The 16,196-nt window shown below is 37.8% G+C and carries 16 protein-coding genes; 11 read left to right on the plus strand and 5 right to left on the minus strand.

Features of this window, described 5'->3' with window-relative positions; translation table 11 throughout:
• Positions 1-100: 100 nt before the first annotated feature.
• From ACNR9Q_RS13170 to ACNR9Q_RS13190, 5 genes are all read left to right on the plus strand, one after another.
• Complete coding sequence (locus tag ACNR9Q_RS13170) at positions 101-1,360, plus strand: putative DNA modification/repair radical SAM protein (protein WP_419211681.1); 1,260 nt, start codon at positions 101-103, stop codon at positions 1,358-1,360.
• 188 nt (positions 1,361-1,548) lie between these two features.
• Positions 1,549-2,325, plus strand: coding sequence for a TIGR03915 family putative DNA repair protein (locus ACNR9Q_RS13175; protein WP_419211682.1), 777 nt, complete (start codon positions 1,549-1,551; stop codon positions 2,323-2,325).
• Positions 2,326-2,493: 168 nt separating this feature from the next.
• The gene (locus ACNR9Q_RS13180) at positions 2,494-2,796 is read left to right on the plus strand and encodes an ArsR/SmtB family transcription factor (RefSeq protein ID WP_419211683.1); all 303 of its coding nucleotides are present in this window, start codon (positions 2,494-2,496) and stop codon (positions 2,794-2,796) included.
• A gap of 48 nt (positions 2,797-2,844) precedes the next feature.
• Complete coding sequence (locus ACNR9Q_RS13185; protein ID WP_419211684.1) at positions 2,845-4,263, plus strand: pyridoxal phosphate-dependent decarboxylase family protein; 1,419 nt, start codon at positions 2,845-2,847, stop codon at positions 4,261-4,263.
• A gap of 359 nt (positions 4,264-4,622) precedes the next feature.
• Positions 4,623-5,375 (plus strand): YoaK family protein, encoded by a 753-nt coding sequence (locus ACNR9Q_RS13190; RefSeq protein WP_419211685.1) that lies wholly within the window; start codon positions 4,623-4,625, stop codon positions 5,373-5,375.
• Between the two features lie 7 nt (positions 5,376-5,382).
• Here ACNR9Q_RS13190 and ACNR9Q_RS13195 read toward each other — a convergent pair whose 3' ends face one another.
• Positions 5,383-5,913, minus strand: a complete 531-nt coding sequence (locus tag ACNR9Q_RS13195) for a hypothetical protein (RefSeq protein WP_419211686.1) — start codon at positions 5,911-5,913, stop codon at positions 5,383-5,385.
• A gap of 147 nt (positions 5,914-6,060) precedes the next feature.
• Here ACNR9Q_RS13195 and ACNR9Q_RS13200 point away from each other — a divergent pair, with 147 nt between their 5' ends.
• Positions 6,061-7,122, plus strand: a complete 1,062-nt coding sequence (locus ACNR9Q_RS13200) for a ThuA domain-containing protein (protein WP_419211687.1) — start codon at positions 6,061-6,063, stop codon at positions 7,120-7,122.
• Positions 7,123-7,145: 23 nt separating this feature from the next.
• Here the strand turns inward: ACNR9Q_RS13200 and ACNR9Q_RS13205 are convergent, their stop codons facing one another.
• Positions 7,146-7,613 carry a nuclear transport factor 2 family protein gene (locus ACNR9Q_RS13205; RefSeq protein WP_419211688.1) on the minus strand — a complete coding sequence of 156 codons (468 nt, stop codon included), beginning with the start codon at positions 7,611-7,613 and terminating at the stop codon, positions 7,146-7,148.
• A 131-nt stretch (positions 7,614-7,744) separates the two neighbouring features.
• Here ACNR9Q_RS13205 and panB point away from each other — a divergent pair, with 131 nt between their 5' ends.
• From panB to ACNR9Q_RS13220, 3 genes are all read left to right on the plus strand, one after another.
• Entirely contained in the window at positions 7,745-8,563 is an 819-nt protein-coding gene (gene panB, locus ACNR9Q_RS13210) for a 3-methyl-2-oxobutanoate hydroxymethyltransferase (RefSeq protein ID WP_419211689.1), read from the plus strand.
• Between the two features lie 14 nt (positions 8,564-8,577).
• Positions 8,578-9,075 carry a signal peptidase II gene (gene lspA / locus ACNR9Q_RS13215; RefSeq protein ID WP_419211690.1) on the plus strand — a complete coding sequence of 166 codons (498 nt, stop codon included), beginning with the start codon at positions 8,578-8,580 and terminating at the stop codon, positions 9,073-9,075.
• Positions 9,076-9,204: 129 nt separating this feature from the next.
• Positions 9,205-9,903 (plus strand): RluA family pseudouridine synthase, encoded by a 699-nt coding sequence (locus tag ACNR9Q_RS13220; RefSeq protein WP_419211691.1) that lies wholly within the window; start codon positions 9,205-9,207, stop codon positions 9,901-9,903.
• Between the two features lie 138 nt (positions 9,904-10,041).
• Here the strand turns inward: ACNR9Q_RS13220 and ACNR9Q_RS13225 are convergent, their stop codons facing one another.
• Both ACNR9Q_RS13225 and ACNR9Q_RS13230 read right to left on the minus strand, forming a co-directional pair.
• The gene (locus ACNR9Q_RS13225; RefSeq protein ID WP_419211692.1) at positions 10,042-10,929 is read right to left on the minus strand and encodes a DMT family transporter; all 888 of its coding nucleotides are present in this window, start codon (positions 10,927-10,929) and stop codon (positions 10,042-10,044) included.
• Positions 10,930-10,944: 15 nt separating this feature from the next.
• Positions 10,945-12,489: a hypothetical protein gene (locus tag ACNR9Q_RS13230; protein WP_419211693.1), complete on the minus strand. Its 1,545-nt coding sequence runs from the start codon at positions 12,487-12,489 to the stop codon at positions 10,945-10,947.
• Between the two features lie 145 nt (positions 12,490-12,634).
• Between ACNR9Q_RS13230 and ACNR9Q_RS13235 the strand changes: the two genes are divergently transcribed.
• Both ACNR9Q_RS13235 and leuB read left to right on the plus strand, forming a co-directional pair.
• Positions 12,635-13,807 (plus strand): 2-isopropylmalate synthase, encoded by a 1,173-nt coding sequence (locus ACNR9Q_RS13235; RefSeq protein WP_419211694.1) that lies wholly within the window; start codon positions 12,635-12,637, stop codon positions 13,805-13,807.
• A 4-nt stretch (positions 13,808-13,811) separates the two neighbouring features.
• Entirely contained in the window at positions 13,812-14,930 is a 1,119-nt protein-coding gene (gene leuB, locus ACNR9Q_RS13240) for a 3-isopropylmalate dehydrogenase (RefSeq protein ID WP_419211695.1), read from the plus strand.
• A 7-nt stretch (positions 14,931-14,937) separates the two neighbouring features.
• Here the strand turns inward: leuB and ACNR9Q_RS13245 are convergent, their stop codons facing one another.
• The gene (locus ACNR9Q_RS13245) at positions 14,938-16,167 is read right to left on the minus strand and encodes a peroxiredoxin family protein (RefSeq protein WP_419211696.1); all 1,230 of its coding nucleotides are present in this window, start codon (positions 16,165-16,167) and stop codon (positions 14,938-14,940) included.
• Positions 16,168-16,196: the final 29 nt, after the last annotated feature.

Below are 16,196 nucleotides of genomic sequence, written 5' to 3' on the forward strand. Positions count from 1 at the left end.
TTTTTCAAATATAGTGATTATGGATTATATCCAAAATAATAATTGGATTATTTCCATAATTAGGAATATATCCATATTTTTGGAATAATTACCAATCATTATGGACTTCAACCGAATTAAAGAGAAACTGAACATTCTTGCCGATGCCGCCAAGTATGATGTATCCTGTTCCAGTAGTGGTAGCAACCGCAAGAACACGAATAAAGGCTTAGGAGATACGGGTAATGGTATTTGCCACACATATACCGCAGATGGTCGGTGTGTTTCCCTTTTAAAAATTCTCTTGACCAACCATTGCATTTTTGATTGCGCTTATTGTGTGACGCGAAAAAGTAATGATGTACAAAGGGCAGCATTTAAAATTCAGGAAGTGGTGGACCTCACCATCAACTTTTATAGAAGAAATTATATTGAGGGACTTTTTTTGAGTTCCGGTATTTTCAAAAGTGCCGATTATACTATGGAGCGCTTGATCTCGGTAGCCAAAAAATTAAGGGAAGAGGAAAACTTCAACGGCTACATCCATTTAAAGTCAATACCTGGCGCAAGTGATGAATTAATGTATGAGGCCGGATTATATGCAGACCGCTTATCGGTCAATATAGAAATCCCCACTATATCCGGCCTTAAATTATTGGCACCCGATAAAAAGCATGAAGACTTCACCAAACCGATGCTAAAGGTCAAAAACGAAATTATTCGTTATACCGAAGAGCGAAAGGTCATTCGTAGTACCGCCAAATACGCCCCTGCCGGTCAAAGCACCCAAATGATAGTAGGTGCCACGGGGGAAAGCGATAAGGACATCATGTATTCCGCCACCCATTTCTACAAGAATTACAATATGAAGCGGGTCTATTATTCTGGCTATGTTCCCATTTCTACCGATAGCCGTTTGCCTTCCCTAGGCTCTGAAGTACCCATGTTACGCGAGAATAGACTCTATCAAACCGATTGGTTATTGCGTTTTTATGGCTTCGGCATCCATGAAATCCTAGATGCGGCGCATCCTAATTTAGAAATGGATATCGATCCTAAACTGATGTGGGCTTTACGCAACCTGAACCTCTTTCCGGTGGACATCAATAGTGCCGATAAACGAATGTTAGCCCGTATCCCCGGAATAGGGATGGGTTCCGTTCATAAAATATTGAGCGCAAGAAAATTTCGGAACCTGAATTGGGACCACCTTAAAAAAATGGGTGTCGCCCTTAACCGCGCCAAGTATTTTATCATCTGTAATTCTAAGGATTGGGAACGTCGTGATTTGGATGCGGCACGCATTAAAGGCATGATCCTGCAATCCGCTAATGGAAAATTTAAAAACCAGTATAGCAACCAATTATCCTTGTTCAACTAAAACCAAAACCTTATGGAAAATACCTTAAAAAGCCCCACCTACCCTATTTATACTACAATGATCGAACGAAGCCGTACCAAAGTTCTAACCGTGGGATACCATATAGTCGTTTTCAAAAGCAAGTTTAAAAAACGCCTATTGCTCTTAAAGCGAATGATTATTGAGTTTAACACCTAAAACACTTTACTATGAATGCTACAAAAACACTTATTTACGATGGTAGTTTCAATGGCTTTTTAACAGCCGTATTCATTGGTTTCGAACAAAAGCTACCCTATGCTGAAATTCAACGTCAAAGCCACCTACAACGGGGCCTGTTTACAGATAATGAAACAATTTTCACAAATCTAGAAAAGGCACAACGGGTATGGAACGGCGTACGCAACAAAAGTAATACCGCCATTAAAAACATTTATTTTGCGTATCAAAGTGAACAACGTAACATTGAAACCCTATTATACCTGTATGTTCAAAAACTAATGGGGAGCCAAAGCAATAGAGTAAGTGATTTTTCAGATGATTGCATTCTCAAAATCAATCAACTGGCCTACAAGGTAGGGCGCGAAAAGCACCGGATGGAGGCTTTTGTGCGTTTTCAATTGACGAAAGACGAAGTGTATTTTGCCCATATTGAGCCAGATTACGATGTTCTCCCCCTAATCTCCAAACATTTTCGAAACCGTTATGCCGACCAGCAATGGATCATCTATGACCTTAAACGGAAGTACGGACTCTATTACGACCTAAACGGTGTAGAAATCATCTCCTTAGATTTGAAAGATGTTCATACCAACAGCCTTCAAAAAAGCACGGCATTTACAGATGCCGAACACGAATACCAAAACCTGTGGCAGAACTATTTTCAAAGTACGACCATTAAATCACGCATCAACACCAAACTACATACCCAACATGTACCCAAACGGTATTGGAAATATTTATCCGAAAAGAAAGAAGCGGTTTAGTATAAAATAATGCATTTGTATTTGGGTTTAAATGAAATAGTTGTTTCTGCGACTTAAGTTTTAATTAAATGGAACTAATTGATTTCCTGCGTCTTCGCTGAATCTATAAATTGGATAGCACTAATTAAAAAAACATATCGATATTTATAGATTTGTTATATTTGAATTATGAATTTAATAGAAATTAATAAAGCATTGTCAAATCAAGTTAGAGTTGATATCTTAAAATGGCTTAAAAACCCAGAAAATAATTTCCCTCCTCATTTAGAATTGGGTCATTTTGATTTTGGCGTTTGTCTTGTTTTTATTAAAAACAAAGCTAACTTATCACAATCTACAATTTCTCAATATATGTCTCAATTACAAAAGTCAGGTCTTGTTACATCAACAAGACTAGGTAAATGGACATATTTTAAAAGAAATGAACAGAACATTAAAGAGTATATCAATCAACTTAATAAAGAACTTTAAGTTTTATAATAACAATTCGACAATTCCCTATTTATAAATTAGTCAAAAGTGAAAAACAAAATCCAAGATAAAATGTTTCTAGAGATAAGAAATAAAGAAATATTCAATCAAGTGCAGCACTATTCCTTTGAATATTTGGAAAGGGTTTTTGACCGAAATGTTTACCCAACGGAAGAGGCACTTAATGACTTATCTATATTCGATGAAGAATTTCCTTTTGATTCAACGAATGCTAAAAGTGTGATAGAACAATTAAATAAATATGGGAGTCCTGCAACAACTGCAACGTTAGGTGGAAGATATTTTGGATTTGTGTGTGGAAGTGCTGTTCCCGTTGGTTTAGCGGCCAAAAATTTAGGGACTTATTGGGATCAAGCACCAGCAATGAATGTCCTATCGCCCATAGGAAGTAAACTAGAATCTCTTGTAGAAAAATGGCTTGTAGATTTATTTAATTTACCACAAAACACATCCGCAGGATTTGTTAGCGGAACATCTACAGCGAACTTATGTGGTTTAGCAGCTGCTAGATACCGTATTCTTCAAAGTAACCATTGGGATATAAATGAAAAAGGTCTTAGAAACTCGCCCAAAATAAGAATTGTGACAGGTAAACAGGCGCATTCAACAGTCTTAAAAGCTATTGTTGTTTTGGGTTTAGGAAAAGAAAATATAGAATGGGTAGATGTTGATAAACAAGGGAGAATTATCCCTGAGTCAATTCCAGAATTAGATGAAAATACCATTTTGATTTTACAAGCTGGAAATGTAAACAGTGGAGCATTTGATGACTTTGAAATTATTTGTGAAAAAGCGAAAAAAGCCAATACTTGGGTTCATATCGATGGTGCTTTTGGTTTGTGGGCTCAGGCAGTAAGTGAATTGAAATATTTAACCAAGGGAATAGAAAATGCTTCGTCTTGGGCCGTAGATGGTCACAAAACATTAAACACGCCCTATGATTGTGGTATCATTCTATGTTCAGACCAAGAAGCAATGACTTCTGCACTTCATATGTCTGGAAGCTATATGGTAGAAAGCACTGAAAGAGACGGAATGTTTTACACACCCGAAATGTCTCGAAGAGCTAGAATAATTGAATTATGGTCTATAATGAAATATCTAGGGAAAAACGGAATAGATGAAATGATTTTAACAATGCATCAAAGAGCAAAACAGTTTGCGGAAGAAATCGTGAAAATAAAAGGTTGCTATGTTGAAAACGACATTGTATTCAATCAAGTAATTGTGAGATGTGACTCGGATAAAATTACAGAGCAAGTGTTGCGTAATATTCAAATATTAAGAGAATGTTGGTTGGGAGGTTCAATTTGGTCTGGCAAAAAAGTTCTGCGAGTTAGTATATGCTCTTGGGCTACCACTGAAAACGACATAACTAAATCTGTAAAATCATTTAAAAAGGCTTTAGAATTGGCAATAACCAATACCAACACAAGTAACCGCTGAACAAGGTTTTAATCCCAGGCTGTATCTCATTAACTGTGCTTCAATTTAAAACTTACACCGTTAACGAGATACTCGCAATAGAAGCCTTTTAAAGAGGCTTTCTTTTAATATGATCAATATTTAGAATTGATTTAAAAATATTGTTTAGTGGTCTTTAAAACCGAACTGTGTTATTTGGCAGAAGTATCGAAGGGATAATCACTCGATAATTTTATCCCATAGCAAATACATACTAAGAAATGATGTTTTATCCGAAATTATAAAGCCGTATCTTCATTCTGTCATCCCCTTTGTTTAAAGGGTATGCAACTAGTCCATTAAAGAGTATCCTTTATAAAAACCTACGAACAGATAACCATATGTTTAGACATCAAGGCAAAAGCAGGACCTTAAAACACAATCTACGAATTGCGACTATATTATCTTTTGTAGCCGGTATTGTTAATGTGACCGGATTTTTAGCTTTTACACAATTGACCACCAATGTCACCGGTCATTTTGCCCTGTTCATGAACGATGTATCTCACTTTGAATTTTGGAAAGGAACCATTTACTTCCTTTATATCTTCTCTTTCCTATTGGGATCATTTTCATCAAGTTTTTTAATTGAAAAATTTAGGCAAAACAAAAAACTCAACGTTTTCGTTTTGCCTACGCTTATTGAATGCTTTATATTAATGGTTATAGCATTTTTGAGTACTGAAGTTCAAGCAAACTATCCCAATGTGCTTGTATGTTCTCTACTTTTTGCCATGGGGTTGCAAAACTCCTACGTGACAAAAATTTCGAACGCCGTAGTACGAACTACCCATTTAACGGGATTATTCACAGATTTAGGCATAGAACTCTCTCAATTGTTCTTTCCAAAATCCCATCCGTTCAGGGAAAACTTAAAAGCGACCATCAAACTCCGCATTTCTATTATTTCATTCTTTTTCGCCGGTGGACTCATCGGCGGTTTTCTCTATGCCAACATGGCGCTAAAACTAAAAACCTTGATTTTAGGAGCTTTGATTTTGCTTATAAGTTTGTTTTATGATGATGTTCGATATCGATTTATAAAAGTCAACCGAAAGTACACCCAAAGTAAACAGAACACAGCACCATCTTAGAGCCGAATTACTTTGCCGTCTTTTCACCAATGAATTGGTCACTTTTATTCTTGAACAAGACATTAAAAGTTGTTAAACTACCATAGATACGGGTTATATATTGCTGCAAATCGACTTTTTCCTGATCATCTAAATTTTTACTGGCATTGATCTTTTGCTCCATCACCCGAATACGGTCACGTACCATAACAATTTTATGGAAGAAGGTGTCTATAGGTATTTCTTTGGTACTCAAACCGGCTTCTCCCGGTTCCAGTATAAGATTTCCACCCTTCCACTTGTCAGCAATGGCAACACGTTGAGTTGCATCGCTCCATTTTTGCAGAATGGCGACCAACGAACTTTCCACATCAAAAAAACTAACTGTATCCACTTCACCGTCAACTGCCTCAATTACTTCAAATTCGTCATCCATTTCAATGGTCTCCAATCCCTTATCCATAAAAGTCACCCAATATTGAGTTGTTGATACATTGGTAACTACCCCTTTTCCATAATTGGGATGAGAAATTCTAGAACCTATTCCTAATACCTTCATTGGTTTCATTTTAATTTTGAATGCTAATTTAAATTCCGTTTGAACCATCTGCAAAATTTTTTTAACTTTCATTCTATTAGTTTCGGTTCATGCTCATTTTTGCAGTCTTGTTAAGTTCATGTACATTTAACAATAAAAATTTTCAAAATGCTAACGACCACCATTGATCCCATGAAAGGAATACTGCTTGTACTTATGGTTTTTACAATTGTATCATGTGGAGAGAAAAAAAAGGAAATGGCCGAACCAACCCCTACTCTATTAAAGGCTTTGATTTTAGATGGTCAAAATAACCACTATGTTTGGCCAAAGACCACCATGATGATGAAAGATTATCTGGAGGAAACAGGGTTGTTTAGTGTAGATATCCACCGCATGGATTCCGTTTGGTTGGGCATAAAATACCAAGAGGCAAGACCTGAAGCGTATACCTCCTTCATCGAAAAGTATCCCCTAGACAGTACAACTTACAAAATATCGAAAGACCCGATCAAGACCTCTAATTTTTCTTTAGATTTTAGCCGCTATGATGTAATCATTTCCAATTTAGGAGCGGAATCTGCCTTATGGCCCGAAAAAACGAGAAATGACTTTGAGAACTACATGGCGAATGGGGGCGGACTGGTCGTAGTACATGCAGCCGACAATGCTTGGGGCGAATGGGAAGAATACAATAAAATGATAGGTTTAGGCGCTTGGGGCGGCCGGGATGAAAAAACAGGGCCTTACGTTTATTATAATGAAGCCGGAGAAGTGGTAAAGGATACCACGGAAGGTGTTTGTGGCTCCCATGGATTGGAATATGAATTTCAGTTGACCACTAGGGCTCCAGAACACCCGATCATGAAAGGCTTACCTAATAAATGGATGCATACCCAAGATGAGCTTTACGAACGATTAAGGGGTCCGTTTGAAAACGTAACAATTTTGGCTACGGCATTCGCCGATGTAGAAAAAAATGCCCCACCTTGGAATCCTTCCGTAAAAGGATTAGGTCAGCATGTTCCACAACTGATGGTCGTTGATTATGGAAAAGGAAGGGTTTTTCATTCCACTCTAGGTCACTTTGACTATTCAATGGAAGGGGTAGGGTTTATCACAACCCTGCAGCGGGGTGCCGAGTGGGCTGCAACAGGAGCGGTAACACAAGAAATCCCAACAGATTTCCCTGGTGAAAATGCAACGAAATCCAGAAAATGGACCAAATAATCTTTTCATAAGCCAAAATTTAATTATTCAGTTCGACGGTAACAATTATCCTTTCTACGTGTATCGATCAAATAAATAATCTTCCAATTACCCTTTTCCTTCAGTAACTGAAATGAATTAACGCCACAATGGTGAAATTCGGCGTTCAACCAAAATTCGTAAGGTGTCCAAGCGTTCGCCATAGGACCATCAATCTGAATACTATAATCCATCAATCGCTCCTCAAATCGTATGGAGTCTGGGATGCTCACAATGGATTTTAAAAAAATATGGAAATCTTCATTTTTCAATTGTTCATCCCCATCTTTTGTTTTCCCGATGGTCTGCAAAACGATTTCAGGATGAACTATATTTTTTAGAGCTACGGAATCTTGGGCATGAAAAGCCGTGAAGAAATCATCTAAGGCCCTTTTCACTCCAATTTCATCCTCATTTTGGGCGGTTAAAACGAAGCTGAACAATCCGAAAAAAACATAAAAAAATCTTTTCATTGAGTACGTTTTAAAAGGAAACTCTAAAATAGAATTATTTATTGGTTCTTCCACGTAAACGGTTGTAGCCAATTCGTCGACATTCTCATTAAAACTCCTTACTTTTATGGCGCTTAAACGAAAAAACGACTATGTCCACAGCTAAAAGGGAGTATAAAAGGGTTACGGTAAAATCATTGGTAGACATGAAGAAAAATGGGGAGAAAATCTCCATGCTTACTTCGTACGACTATTCTATGGCTAAAATTGTAGATGCCGCAAAAGTCGATGTGATTTTAGTCGGTGATTCTGCCAGTAATGTGATGGCCGGTCACGAGACTACGTTGCCTATTACACTTGACCAAATGATTTACCACGCATCCTCTGTGATCAGGGCCGTTGAACGTGCTTTGGTCGTGGTCGACTTGCCTTTTGGTAGCTACCAAAGCGACCCTAAGGAAGCTTTGCGCTCCGCCATCCGCATTATGAAAGAAAGCGGTGCGCATGCGGTGAAATTAGAAGGTGGTGCGGAAATTAAGGAGTCCGTTAAGCGAATATTAGCCGCTGGAATCCCCGTAATGGGACATTTAGGATTAACACCTCAGTCCATTTATAAATTCGGAACCTATACCGTTCGTGCGAAGGAAGACGAAGAAGCCGACAAATTGATGGAAGATGCTAAAATGTTAGAAAAATTAGGATGCTTTGGATTGGTTTTGGAAAAAATACCGGCAAAATTGACCAAATTGGTTTCCGAAAGTTTGACCATACCTACTATTGGAATCGGTGGTGGGAAATATGCTGACGGTCAAGTTTTGGTAGTTCATGACCTTCTGGGCATGACCCACGAATTCAATCCTCGTTTTTTGCGCAGGTATATGAACCTTTATGAGGAAATGGGAAAAGCGATATCTAACTATGTAAGTGATGTTAAAAGTCAAGATTTCCCAAATGACGATGAACAATACTAAGTAAAATACAATCGATGAAAAGCAAACGGTTCTTTTCTAAATTCTGGATTCTAGGTATTGTTTTATTAACGATAGGTTGTGATCAATTTTCCAAAGAACTAACGCCTAAAAAAGTGGAGCCAAGGCAGTACATTCCTGTACTAGGGCATCATTTTATTCTTACCAATGTAGAAAATAAAGGCGCTATGCTCGGTTTTGGTCAGGACTTCCCTCTTATTGCCAAACGTATCGTTTTTCAGGGACTTCCTCTTTTAATGTTGTTCATTCTATTGTATAGAACCTTAACGCGCCCCAATTTGAACCGAGTCTTACCTTTTGCATTTGCTTTCGTCATCGGTGGAGGTATCGGCAATTTGATCGATAGAATAGCGCAGGGTTCGGTGACCGATTTTTTCCAAATACGATTAGGTTTTTTACGAACCGGGATTTTCAACATGGCTGATGTCACCGTAACTTTGGGGGTTCTGCTCCTTGCTTTTATGACTGTACGAGGAAAGAAACTTTCGTTTTAATTAGCTAGATGCCATAAGCCATTCACTAAAATCTTAATTCGCTACTGAAAATGACTTCAAAGTTTTAAATCGACACTAAAATAATTTAGCTTACGATCTAATTTTTAATAATGCAACAATCTACTTTAATTGTCTAAAAAACAACATTCCACCGTCGATAATTTGCAAGTCCTTTTTGAGGATAATCACTTGATAATCATAAATAAACGTCCTGGAGATATTGTGCAAGGTGATAAAACAGGTGACAAACCCCTAAGCGAAACCATAAAGGCTTTTCTTAAGAAAAAATATGATAAGCCTGGCAATGTGTACTTAGGAGTTGTTCATCGCTTAGACCGACCTACATCGGGTATTGTGGTCTTTGCAAAAACCTCTAAAGCCTTACCCCGACTTAATAAAATGTTCGCAGAAAAAGATGCGAAGAAAACCTATTGGGCCATTGTAAAAAATAGACCTGAAGAACCTGAGAAGAAATTGGTGCATTGGTTAAAACGCAATACCAAACAAAATAAATCCTACGCCAATATTAAAGAAGTGCCAGACAGTAAAAAGGCGATTCTAAGGTATAGCCTTATAAAAAGCCTTGATAACTATTACCTATTGGAAATAGATTTGGAAACCGGACGACATCATCAGATACGCTCACAACTCACTGCTATTGGATGCCCTATAAAAGGTGATTTAAAGTATGGATTTAATAGGAGTAACGACGATGGAAGTATTCATTTACATGCCCGAAAACTTCGTTTGATGCATCCTGTAAAAAAAGAAACATTAGAAATTGTGGCTCCGTTACCCAACGACCCCATCTGGAATGCGTGTCTTTGATTGTATTTTTGAAATGAAAATAAGCAAACCCTAATACTTCAAAAGGAACATATTATAATTCGTATTTCATATGAAGCTATAATTCAGTGAACTTTTTCAATAATAATCAACAGACAGCGGTGAGTATCGTGTGCAATATCAAAGTTCTAGATTGGCATCAGGAGTGCTATTCTCTCCTTTTGAGCGAATGCTCTCAATGACTACGGAACTCACAATTAATATGCCGCCGAAAATAGTGGTCGCCTCTGGTATTTCAGAAAGAAACACTGCTCCGATAAGAATGCCGTACACCGGCTGAACACTACTGATAATACTTACGGTAGTAATATTAAAATGCTTAAAGGTCATTAAGAATAAGGTATGGCCAATTGCAGTTGTTAAAACCGCTAAAGCAACCAGCCCTTCCCACTGCCCTATAATTAATTTAGGGACGATAGTGAAAAAAAACGGACATAAAACTACCCCAACGATTCCCGTTTGATAGACCATGAGCATCGATCCATTATAATCTGAAACTTTTTGCTTCAACAAGATATTGCGTATGGCATAGCACAAAGCAGAAAGTAACCCGAATGCAATGGCGATGGTGTATGAATTTTTAAAGTCTAAATCGGGACTCAAAAAGTACATCCCTGCCAATACCAAAAAAGCCAAGAGTAAATGGATCCTTTGGAATTTTGTTTTTAATATCATGGGTTCTAAAAAGGCCGTCAACACGGGGTAGGTAAAAAGAGACAGCATTCCTATAGCAACGGTTGACATTCTTAACGCATAGAAATAGGTCACCCAATGCGCGCACATCAGAAAACCACTCAGCAAGATTATCGGGAAATCTATTCGCTTAACTTTTAGGGGAATTCTTTTCCATTTACAAAAGAGATACAGTAGAAAAAATGCCAAAATAGCCCGAGCCCCAATAGTAACGGGTACCGGTAAGTGTACATATCTTCCCAATGCTCCAGAAGTGGCGATGAATAACATCGCCAAATTGATTTCCAGTAAATGCCGAACATGGAATTTCTTCATCTAGAAAAACTACACTTACCGGATATGGGCCATCGCCTTTTCCCTTATTATTTGTGATACGGGTTTGTTCTCCAGATGACTTTCTAACCAAGAAAGGATATCCAAATACAAAAATGCTCTTTTCTCATAAGGATGGTTTTCATATTTCTTTAATTCGGTATATAATTTCTGGAATTCAGCTTTCAATTGGTTGGGATAAATACCTCCAAGACTTCTTAAAAATTTGATCATCTCTTTTTGAACGGCATGCATATCGTTCATTTTCAACAAAAATTTATACGTGCTTTTCAATTGAATTTCTAAATGATAATCCATTCCCGCCTCATAATGTGCCACCAAACTGAGTACCCTGGCAAAGCACATTAAATCTTCACGCATTTTCAAATGCTTATTATCAATGATTTTTTTAAGATATTGAATACATGTCTTATTATCACCTATACCAAAATAAAGACAGGCAATCTTGTAATAAAGTACCATTACATGATGTACATCGATGCGATCTCGATGCTTATTGATACCGTATTCCACGATTTTCACCAGGTACAAACCCTTTTCAAAAGTACCTTCCAAGAAGTGTAAATTCAATTTATTGGCATTGATGTACATGAATACCAAAGAGTTTATATTGTCGTTATCAGGAAATTCCTTATCCTTAATCGTGTTTTCTAAACGATCAAGTACTTCTTTAAATTGAGAACTGTATTGTACATAAAATAAAGATTCTAACAGATAATGGTTTCCCTTTAAGAAGAATACAGGATTAAGGTAAATCATTTCCTTATGTTCGTAAAACAGGTCAACCCACTTACTGGCGTATTTAAAACAGCACAAAAAATCTTGGGTAAGAAAACTATACCACAGGTATGCCTTGTACAACCATAATTTTTCCCTGAAACCTAAATCTTCAATATTGTATAATGGCAAATGATCGTTAAAATAAGTTTTCACTTTTTGGTAGTCCTCATCACTTCGAACATACCCCACCTTTAACATCATACCATATAACTGCAAAGAAAGGTTCGACAGTTTACTCGTCATTACATTATGCCCAGATAGTTCTTTAGCCTGTAAAGCCAGTTCATTGGCCCGATCAGGAATACTACGGGTTATATATTGCGTTTCAATAACCTTCTCAAGTTCAACAATTTCGTAGGCAATATTCTTCTCCTCGTTTTCAATGGCAATGGCCTTTACCTTATCTAAAATTTTAAGACTTTGCTTATAAAGTCCTTTTTGATAAAGAATGGTAGCAAAATCTAGTTGCTCCCTAATCTGGACCCTTATATTTTGGTTTACAGGATTCAATCGTAAGCTTACCAAAATCTGCTTGTAGAGGTGTGCCTTTAAATTGGAAAGTTGGGCTTTTTTAACAATACCGCTTTCCAGTATGACTTTCTCATCATAATGCTTAATTTTATCCAACAAATTGAAAAGGGCCAAAAATTTGGCGTCGGTATTCACTCCCAATCTGCCTACGTAGAGCTTAAATTGTCTCTTTTCAGATTTTGAAAGTGATTTAACCAAAACGAACAAAGCATCTTTATGCGCATTTGTCATCGTAAAAAAAAGAGTTTAAATAATTGTAATTCAATGTTTTATATACCTAAAAAAGTGTCTTAACGTTGTAAACGACATTACGAAATCTGTATATTTCGAGTATTAGGTTATATATTCGTTCGACCAGTAAAACTACGTAAATATAATGAGTAAAGATATAGTACAAATTTTTGACACAACGTTAAGAGATGGAGAACAAGTTCCTGGCTGTAAGTTGGACATGGAACAAAAATTGGTCATCGCAGAGCGTCTCGATGAATTGGGCGTGAATATCATCGAGGCCGGTTTTCCCGTTTCTAGTCCGGGTGATTTTAAATCTGTTGAAGCCATAGCAAAACTCGTTAAGAACGCTACTGTTTGCGGATTGACACGCGCAGTTAAAAAGGATATTGAAGTTGCTGCAGAAGCGTTAAAACATGCACGGATACCAAGGATACATACCGGTATCGGTACATCTGATTCACATATCAAACATAAATTCAACTCAAATAGGGAAGCTATTATAGAACGTGCAGTATCCGCCGTAAGTTATGCCAAGACCTTTGTAGAAGATGTTGAATTTTATGCAGAGGATGCAGGCCGTACCGATAATGAATTTTTAGCTCGGGTTTGTGAGGCCGTTATAAAAGCAGGTGCTACGGTATTAAATATACCGGATACTACCGGATATTGTTTACCCGAAGAATACGGTGCGAAAATGAAGTACTTACGTGAAAATGTAAAAGGAATGGACAAAGCGATTCTTTCCTGTCATTGTCATAACGACCTTGGTTTAGCGACAGCGAATTCGATTGCAGGGGTTATCAATGGTGCAAGACAGATAGAATGTACCATTAACGGAATCGGAGAACGTGCCGGAAATACATCTTTGGAAGAAGTGGTTATGATTATGCGGCAACATCAAGATCTTAACTTGGATACTACCATAAACAGCAGGTTACTTTATGACACGAGTCTAATGGTATCCAGAAAAATGGGAATGTTGGTACAACCGAACAAAGCGATTGTGGGTGCAAACGCCTTTGCGCATAGTTCGGGTATACACCAGGATGGAGTGATAAAAAACAGGGAGACCTATGAAATCATGGACCCCGAAGATGTGGGCGTTACCGAATCGTCCATTGTTCTTACTGCTCGTAGTGGAAGGGCCGCCCTTGCCTACCGAGCTAAAATTGTGGGATACGAGCTTACCAAAACCCAATTAGATATGGTGTATGAAGAGTTTTTAAAGTTCGCCGACACCAAAAAAGAAGTGAAAGATCAAGATATTCACCAAATCATAGAGGCTACCAAAATAGACCTACACAGTATTAGCTAGTCATATGCACTTAAATATTGCAGTTTTAGAAGGGGACGGAATAGGACCGGAAGTTGTAGCACAATCCATTAAGTGCTTACGGTCTGTAGAAGAAACCTTTGGCCATAGTTTTACGTTCAAGAAAGCATTGATCGGTGCCTCGGCGATAAAAAAAACGGGGACTCCGCTTCCAAAAGAAACTTTGGAAATCTGTAAAAAAACGGATGCCACCTTATTCGGTGCCTTGGGTTTGCCAGAATATGATGATAATCCTAGGGCCAAAGTGTGGCCGGAACAAGGTTTATTGAAACTGCGAAAAGAACTGGATCTTTTTGCGAATATCAGGCCCGTAAAGGTTTTTCCTTCTTTGATAAAACAATCACCGCTATCAAAGGTGAACGTTCAGCATACAGACCTGGTTATTTTCAGAGAACTTTCTGGAGGAATCTATTACGGCAATAAAACCAATGATGAAGACCAAAATTCAGCGACCGACACCTGTACCTATACCGAAAAGGAAATAAGTAGAATTACACATCTTGCCTTTAAATCTGCTCGATCAAGAAAAAAGAAAGTTACCCTGGTAGACAAAGCAAATGTCTTAGAAACCTCACGGCTGTGGAGACGCGTGGTACATACAATTTCAGAAAGCTATCCCGATGTAACTTTGAATTGTCTTTTTATTGATAATGCAGCAGTTCAGATGATTCTCAACCCTTCTCAGTTCGATGTAATCCTAACCGACAATATGTTCGGCGATATTTTATCAGACCAAGGAAGCGTAATCGCTGGTTCGATTGGCTTGCTTCCTTCCGCATCTGTAGGTTTGGAACATGCCATGTTCGAGCCCATTCATGGCTCATACCCAGATGCAAAGGGTAAGAACATCGCCAATCCTGTAGCCTCCATTTTAAGCACGGCAATGTTATTGCAACATTTTAAAATGAATGAGGAGTCCGATGCCGTTGTTGCAGCGGTGTTGAAATCATTTTCCAAAAAAATAGTTACTACAGATATTCTAGGAAGTTCTAAATACGGAACTAATTATGTTGGCGATTTTATAGCAGATAATATTATGGAGTTGGATGGTAGTTTCAACATGAACGATGAAAACATCGGTCTAGGAAAATCTACCATTATATAACTATTTCTTATTCCTCTGAAGTAAGTTGTGTAACCAATTGGTGAAAATCCTTTTTAAATTCCTCGAATTTTTCGCCTGTAGCCGGACCATTAAAACCCGTATGTATTTTACGGACTTCTCCCTTTTTATCCAAAAAAATTGTGGTAGGATAAGATAAAACACGGTTCAACATAGGAAGCTTTTGCTGAGCGGCGGCCTTATCATAAGAGCCATATTGAGCTAACAGCAAGGGATAGGCAACACCTATACGATCCTTTAATCGTTCAATTCCCTCAAAAGCCTTTTCCTCAGTTTTAGCAGATTCGAACGCCAAACCTATAATTTCAAGGTCTTTGTTTCTGTTTTCGTTCATATAGTTTACCAAGAATTTGGTTTCATCCAAACAATTTGGGCACCAAGTTCCCATCAATTGCACAATCACTATCTTGTTCGCAAAACGTTCATCAGATAACGAAACCTGATTGCCTTTCGCATCAGGAAAAGTAAACGCCAATTTATCATATCCTTCGTTTAAGAAGGTCAAGGAATCTGGACTTGGTAATTCGAATCCATCATTTCGTGTCGCGCTAAATGGTTCCTTAAAATGGTTCCCCGAATAAAAAGTACCTGTCATTGTAGAGTCCGTAACCTTGGCCGTAAAGAGAAATGCATGCGAACCATCAAATGCAGATAGCTTAAGTGAATCACCTTCCATTATACCGTCTAAATAACGATAATCTCCTGTTGTTGTCCTAAAAGTACCGGTAACCTGATCCCCTTCCTGCAGAAATATTCCCTTCCCTAAATATTCATCTTCCGTATTGGGACTGAAATGGGTTTCCCATATTCCAGAAACATTTTCCGTACTTGGGCCATTAGAATAAAAACGGTTTTCCTGACCAAATGTCGCGGTAAAGGGAACGATTCGGTCCAAACTTTCTTTTACAAATTCTCCCTTTATACTTTTTTCAGTAAAAGTTCCTGCCAAGTATCCTTCAAAAACAGGAGTTTGTATTACGATAGAATCTCCTTTGATCGATATTTCATCAACATCAATGACCTCTTCCGCGTTCATAACCTGCATCGTATACGATCCATCATCCTTCTTGTTTACCTTTAAATTAAAGGGCAACACCTCATTATCCATAACCATAAGCTCCGCTCTCCAAACGCCTTCAGCCAACGTTTGTGTTTTCTTTGGTTCACTACAGGCGATTAAAACAACAAATAATGCGACCATACCAATACATCTTCTCATAATCCATCAAATTTTAATCCTCGAATTAA

Source organism: Maribacter sp. X9 (genome assembly GCF_048537565.1).
Lineage (GTDB): Bacteria > Bacteroidota > Bacteroidia > Flavobacteriales > Flavobacteriaceae > Maribacter.

What these genes read in the sequence shown, in the direction of transcription:
- ACNR9Q_RS13200 (WP_419211687.1), top strand. Translation starts at nt 6,061, where the DNA reads ATGCTAACGACCACCATTGATCCCATGAAAGGAATACTGCTTGTACTT.
- lspA (WP_419211690.1), top strand. Translation starts at nt 8,578, where the DNA reads ATGAAAAGCAAACGGTTCTTTTCTAAATTCTGGATTCTAGGTATTGTT.
- ACNR9Q_RS13180 (WP_419211683.1), top strand. Translation starts at nt 2,494, where the DNA reads ATGAATTTAATAGAAATTAATAAAGCATTGTCAAATCAAGTTAGAGTT.
- leuB (WP_419211695.1), top strand. Translation starts at nt 13,812, where the DNA reads ATGCACTTAAATATTGCAGTTTTAGAAGGGGACGGAATAGGACCGGAA.
- panB (WP_419211689.1), top strand. Translation starts at nt 7,745, where the DNA reads ATGTCCACAGCTAAAAGGGAGTATAAAAGGGTTACGGTAAAATCATTG.
- ACNR9Q_RS13195 (WP_419211686.1), bottom strand. Translation starts at nt 5,913, where the DNA reads ATGAAGGTATTAGGAATAGGTTCTAGAATTTCTCATCCCAATTATGGA.
- ACNR9Q_RS13175 (WP_419211682.1), top strand. Translation starts at nt 1,549, where the DNA reads ATGAATGCTACAAAAACACTTATTTACGATGGTAGTTTCAATGGCTTT.
- ACNR9Q_RS13245 (WP_419211696.1), bottom strand. Translation starts at nt 16,167, where the DNA reads ATGAGAAGATGTATTGGTATGGTCGCATTATTTGTTGTTTTAATCGCC.
- ACNR9Q_RS13170 (WP_419211681.1), top strand. Translation starts at nt 101, where the DNA reads ATGGACTTCAACCGAATTAAAGAGAAACTGAACATTCTTGCCGATGCC.
- ACNR9Q_RS13190 (WP_419211685.1), top strand. Translation starts at nt 4,623, where the DNA reads ATGTTTAGACATCAAGGCAAAAGCAGGACCTTAAAACACAATCTACGA.
- ACNR9Q_RS13205 (WP_419211688.1), bottom strand. Translation starts at nt 7,613, where the DNA reads ATGAAAAGATTTTTTTATGTTTTTTTCGGATTGTTCAGCTTCGTTTTA.
- ACNR9Q_RS13235 (WP_419211694.1), top strand. Translation starts at nt 12,635, where the DNA reads ATGAGTAAAGATATAGTACAAATTTTTGACACAACGTTAAGAGATGGA.
- ACNR9Q_RS13225 (WP_419211692.1), bottom strand. Translation starts at nt 10,929, where the DNA reads ATGAAGAAATTCCATGTTCGGCATTTACTGGAAATCAATTTGGCGATG.
- ACNR9Q_RS13230 (WP_419211693.1), bottom strand. Translation starts at nt 12,489, where the DNA reads ATGACAAATGCGCATAAAGATGCTTTGTTCGTTTTGGTTAAATCACTT.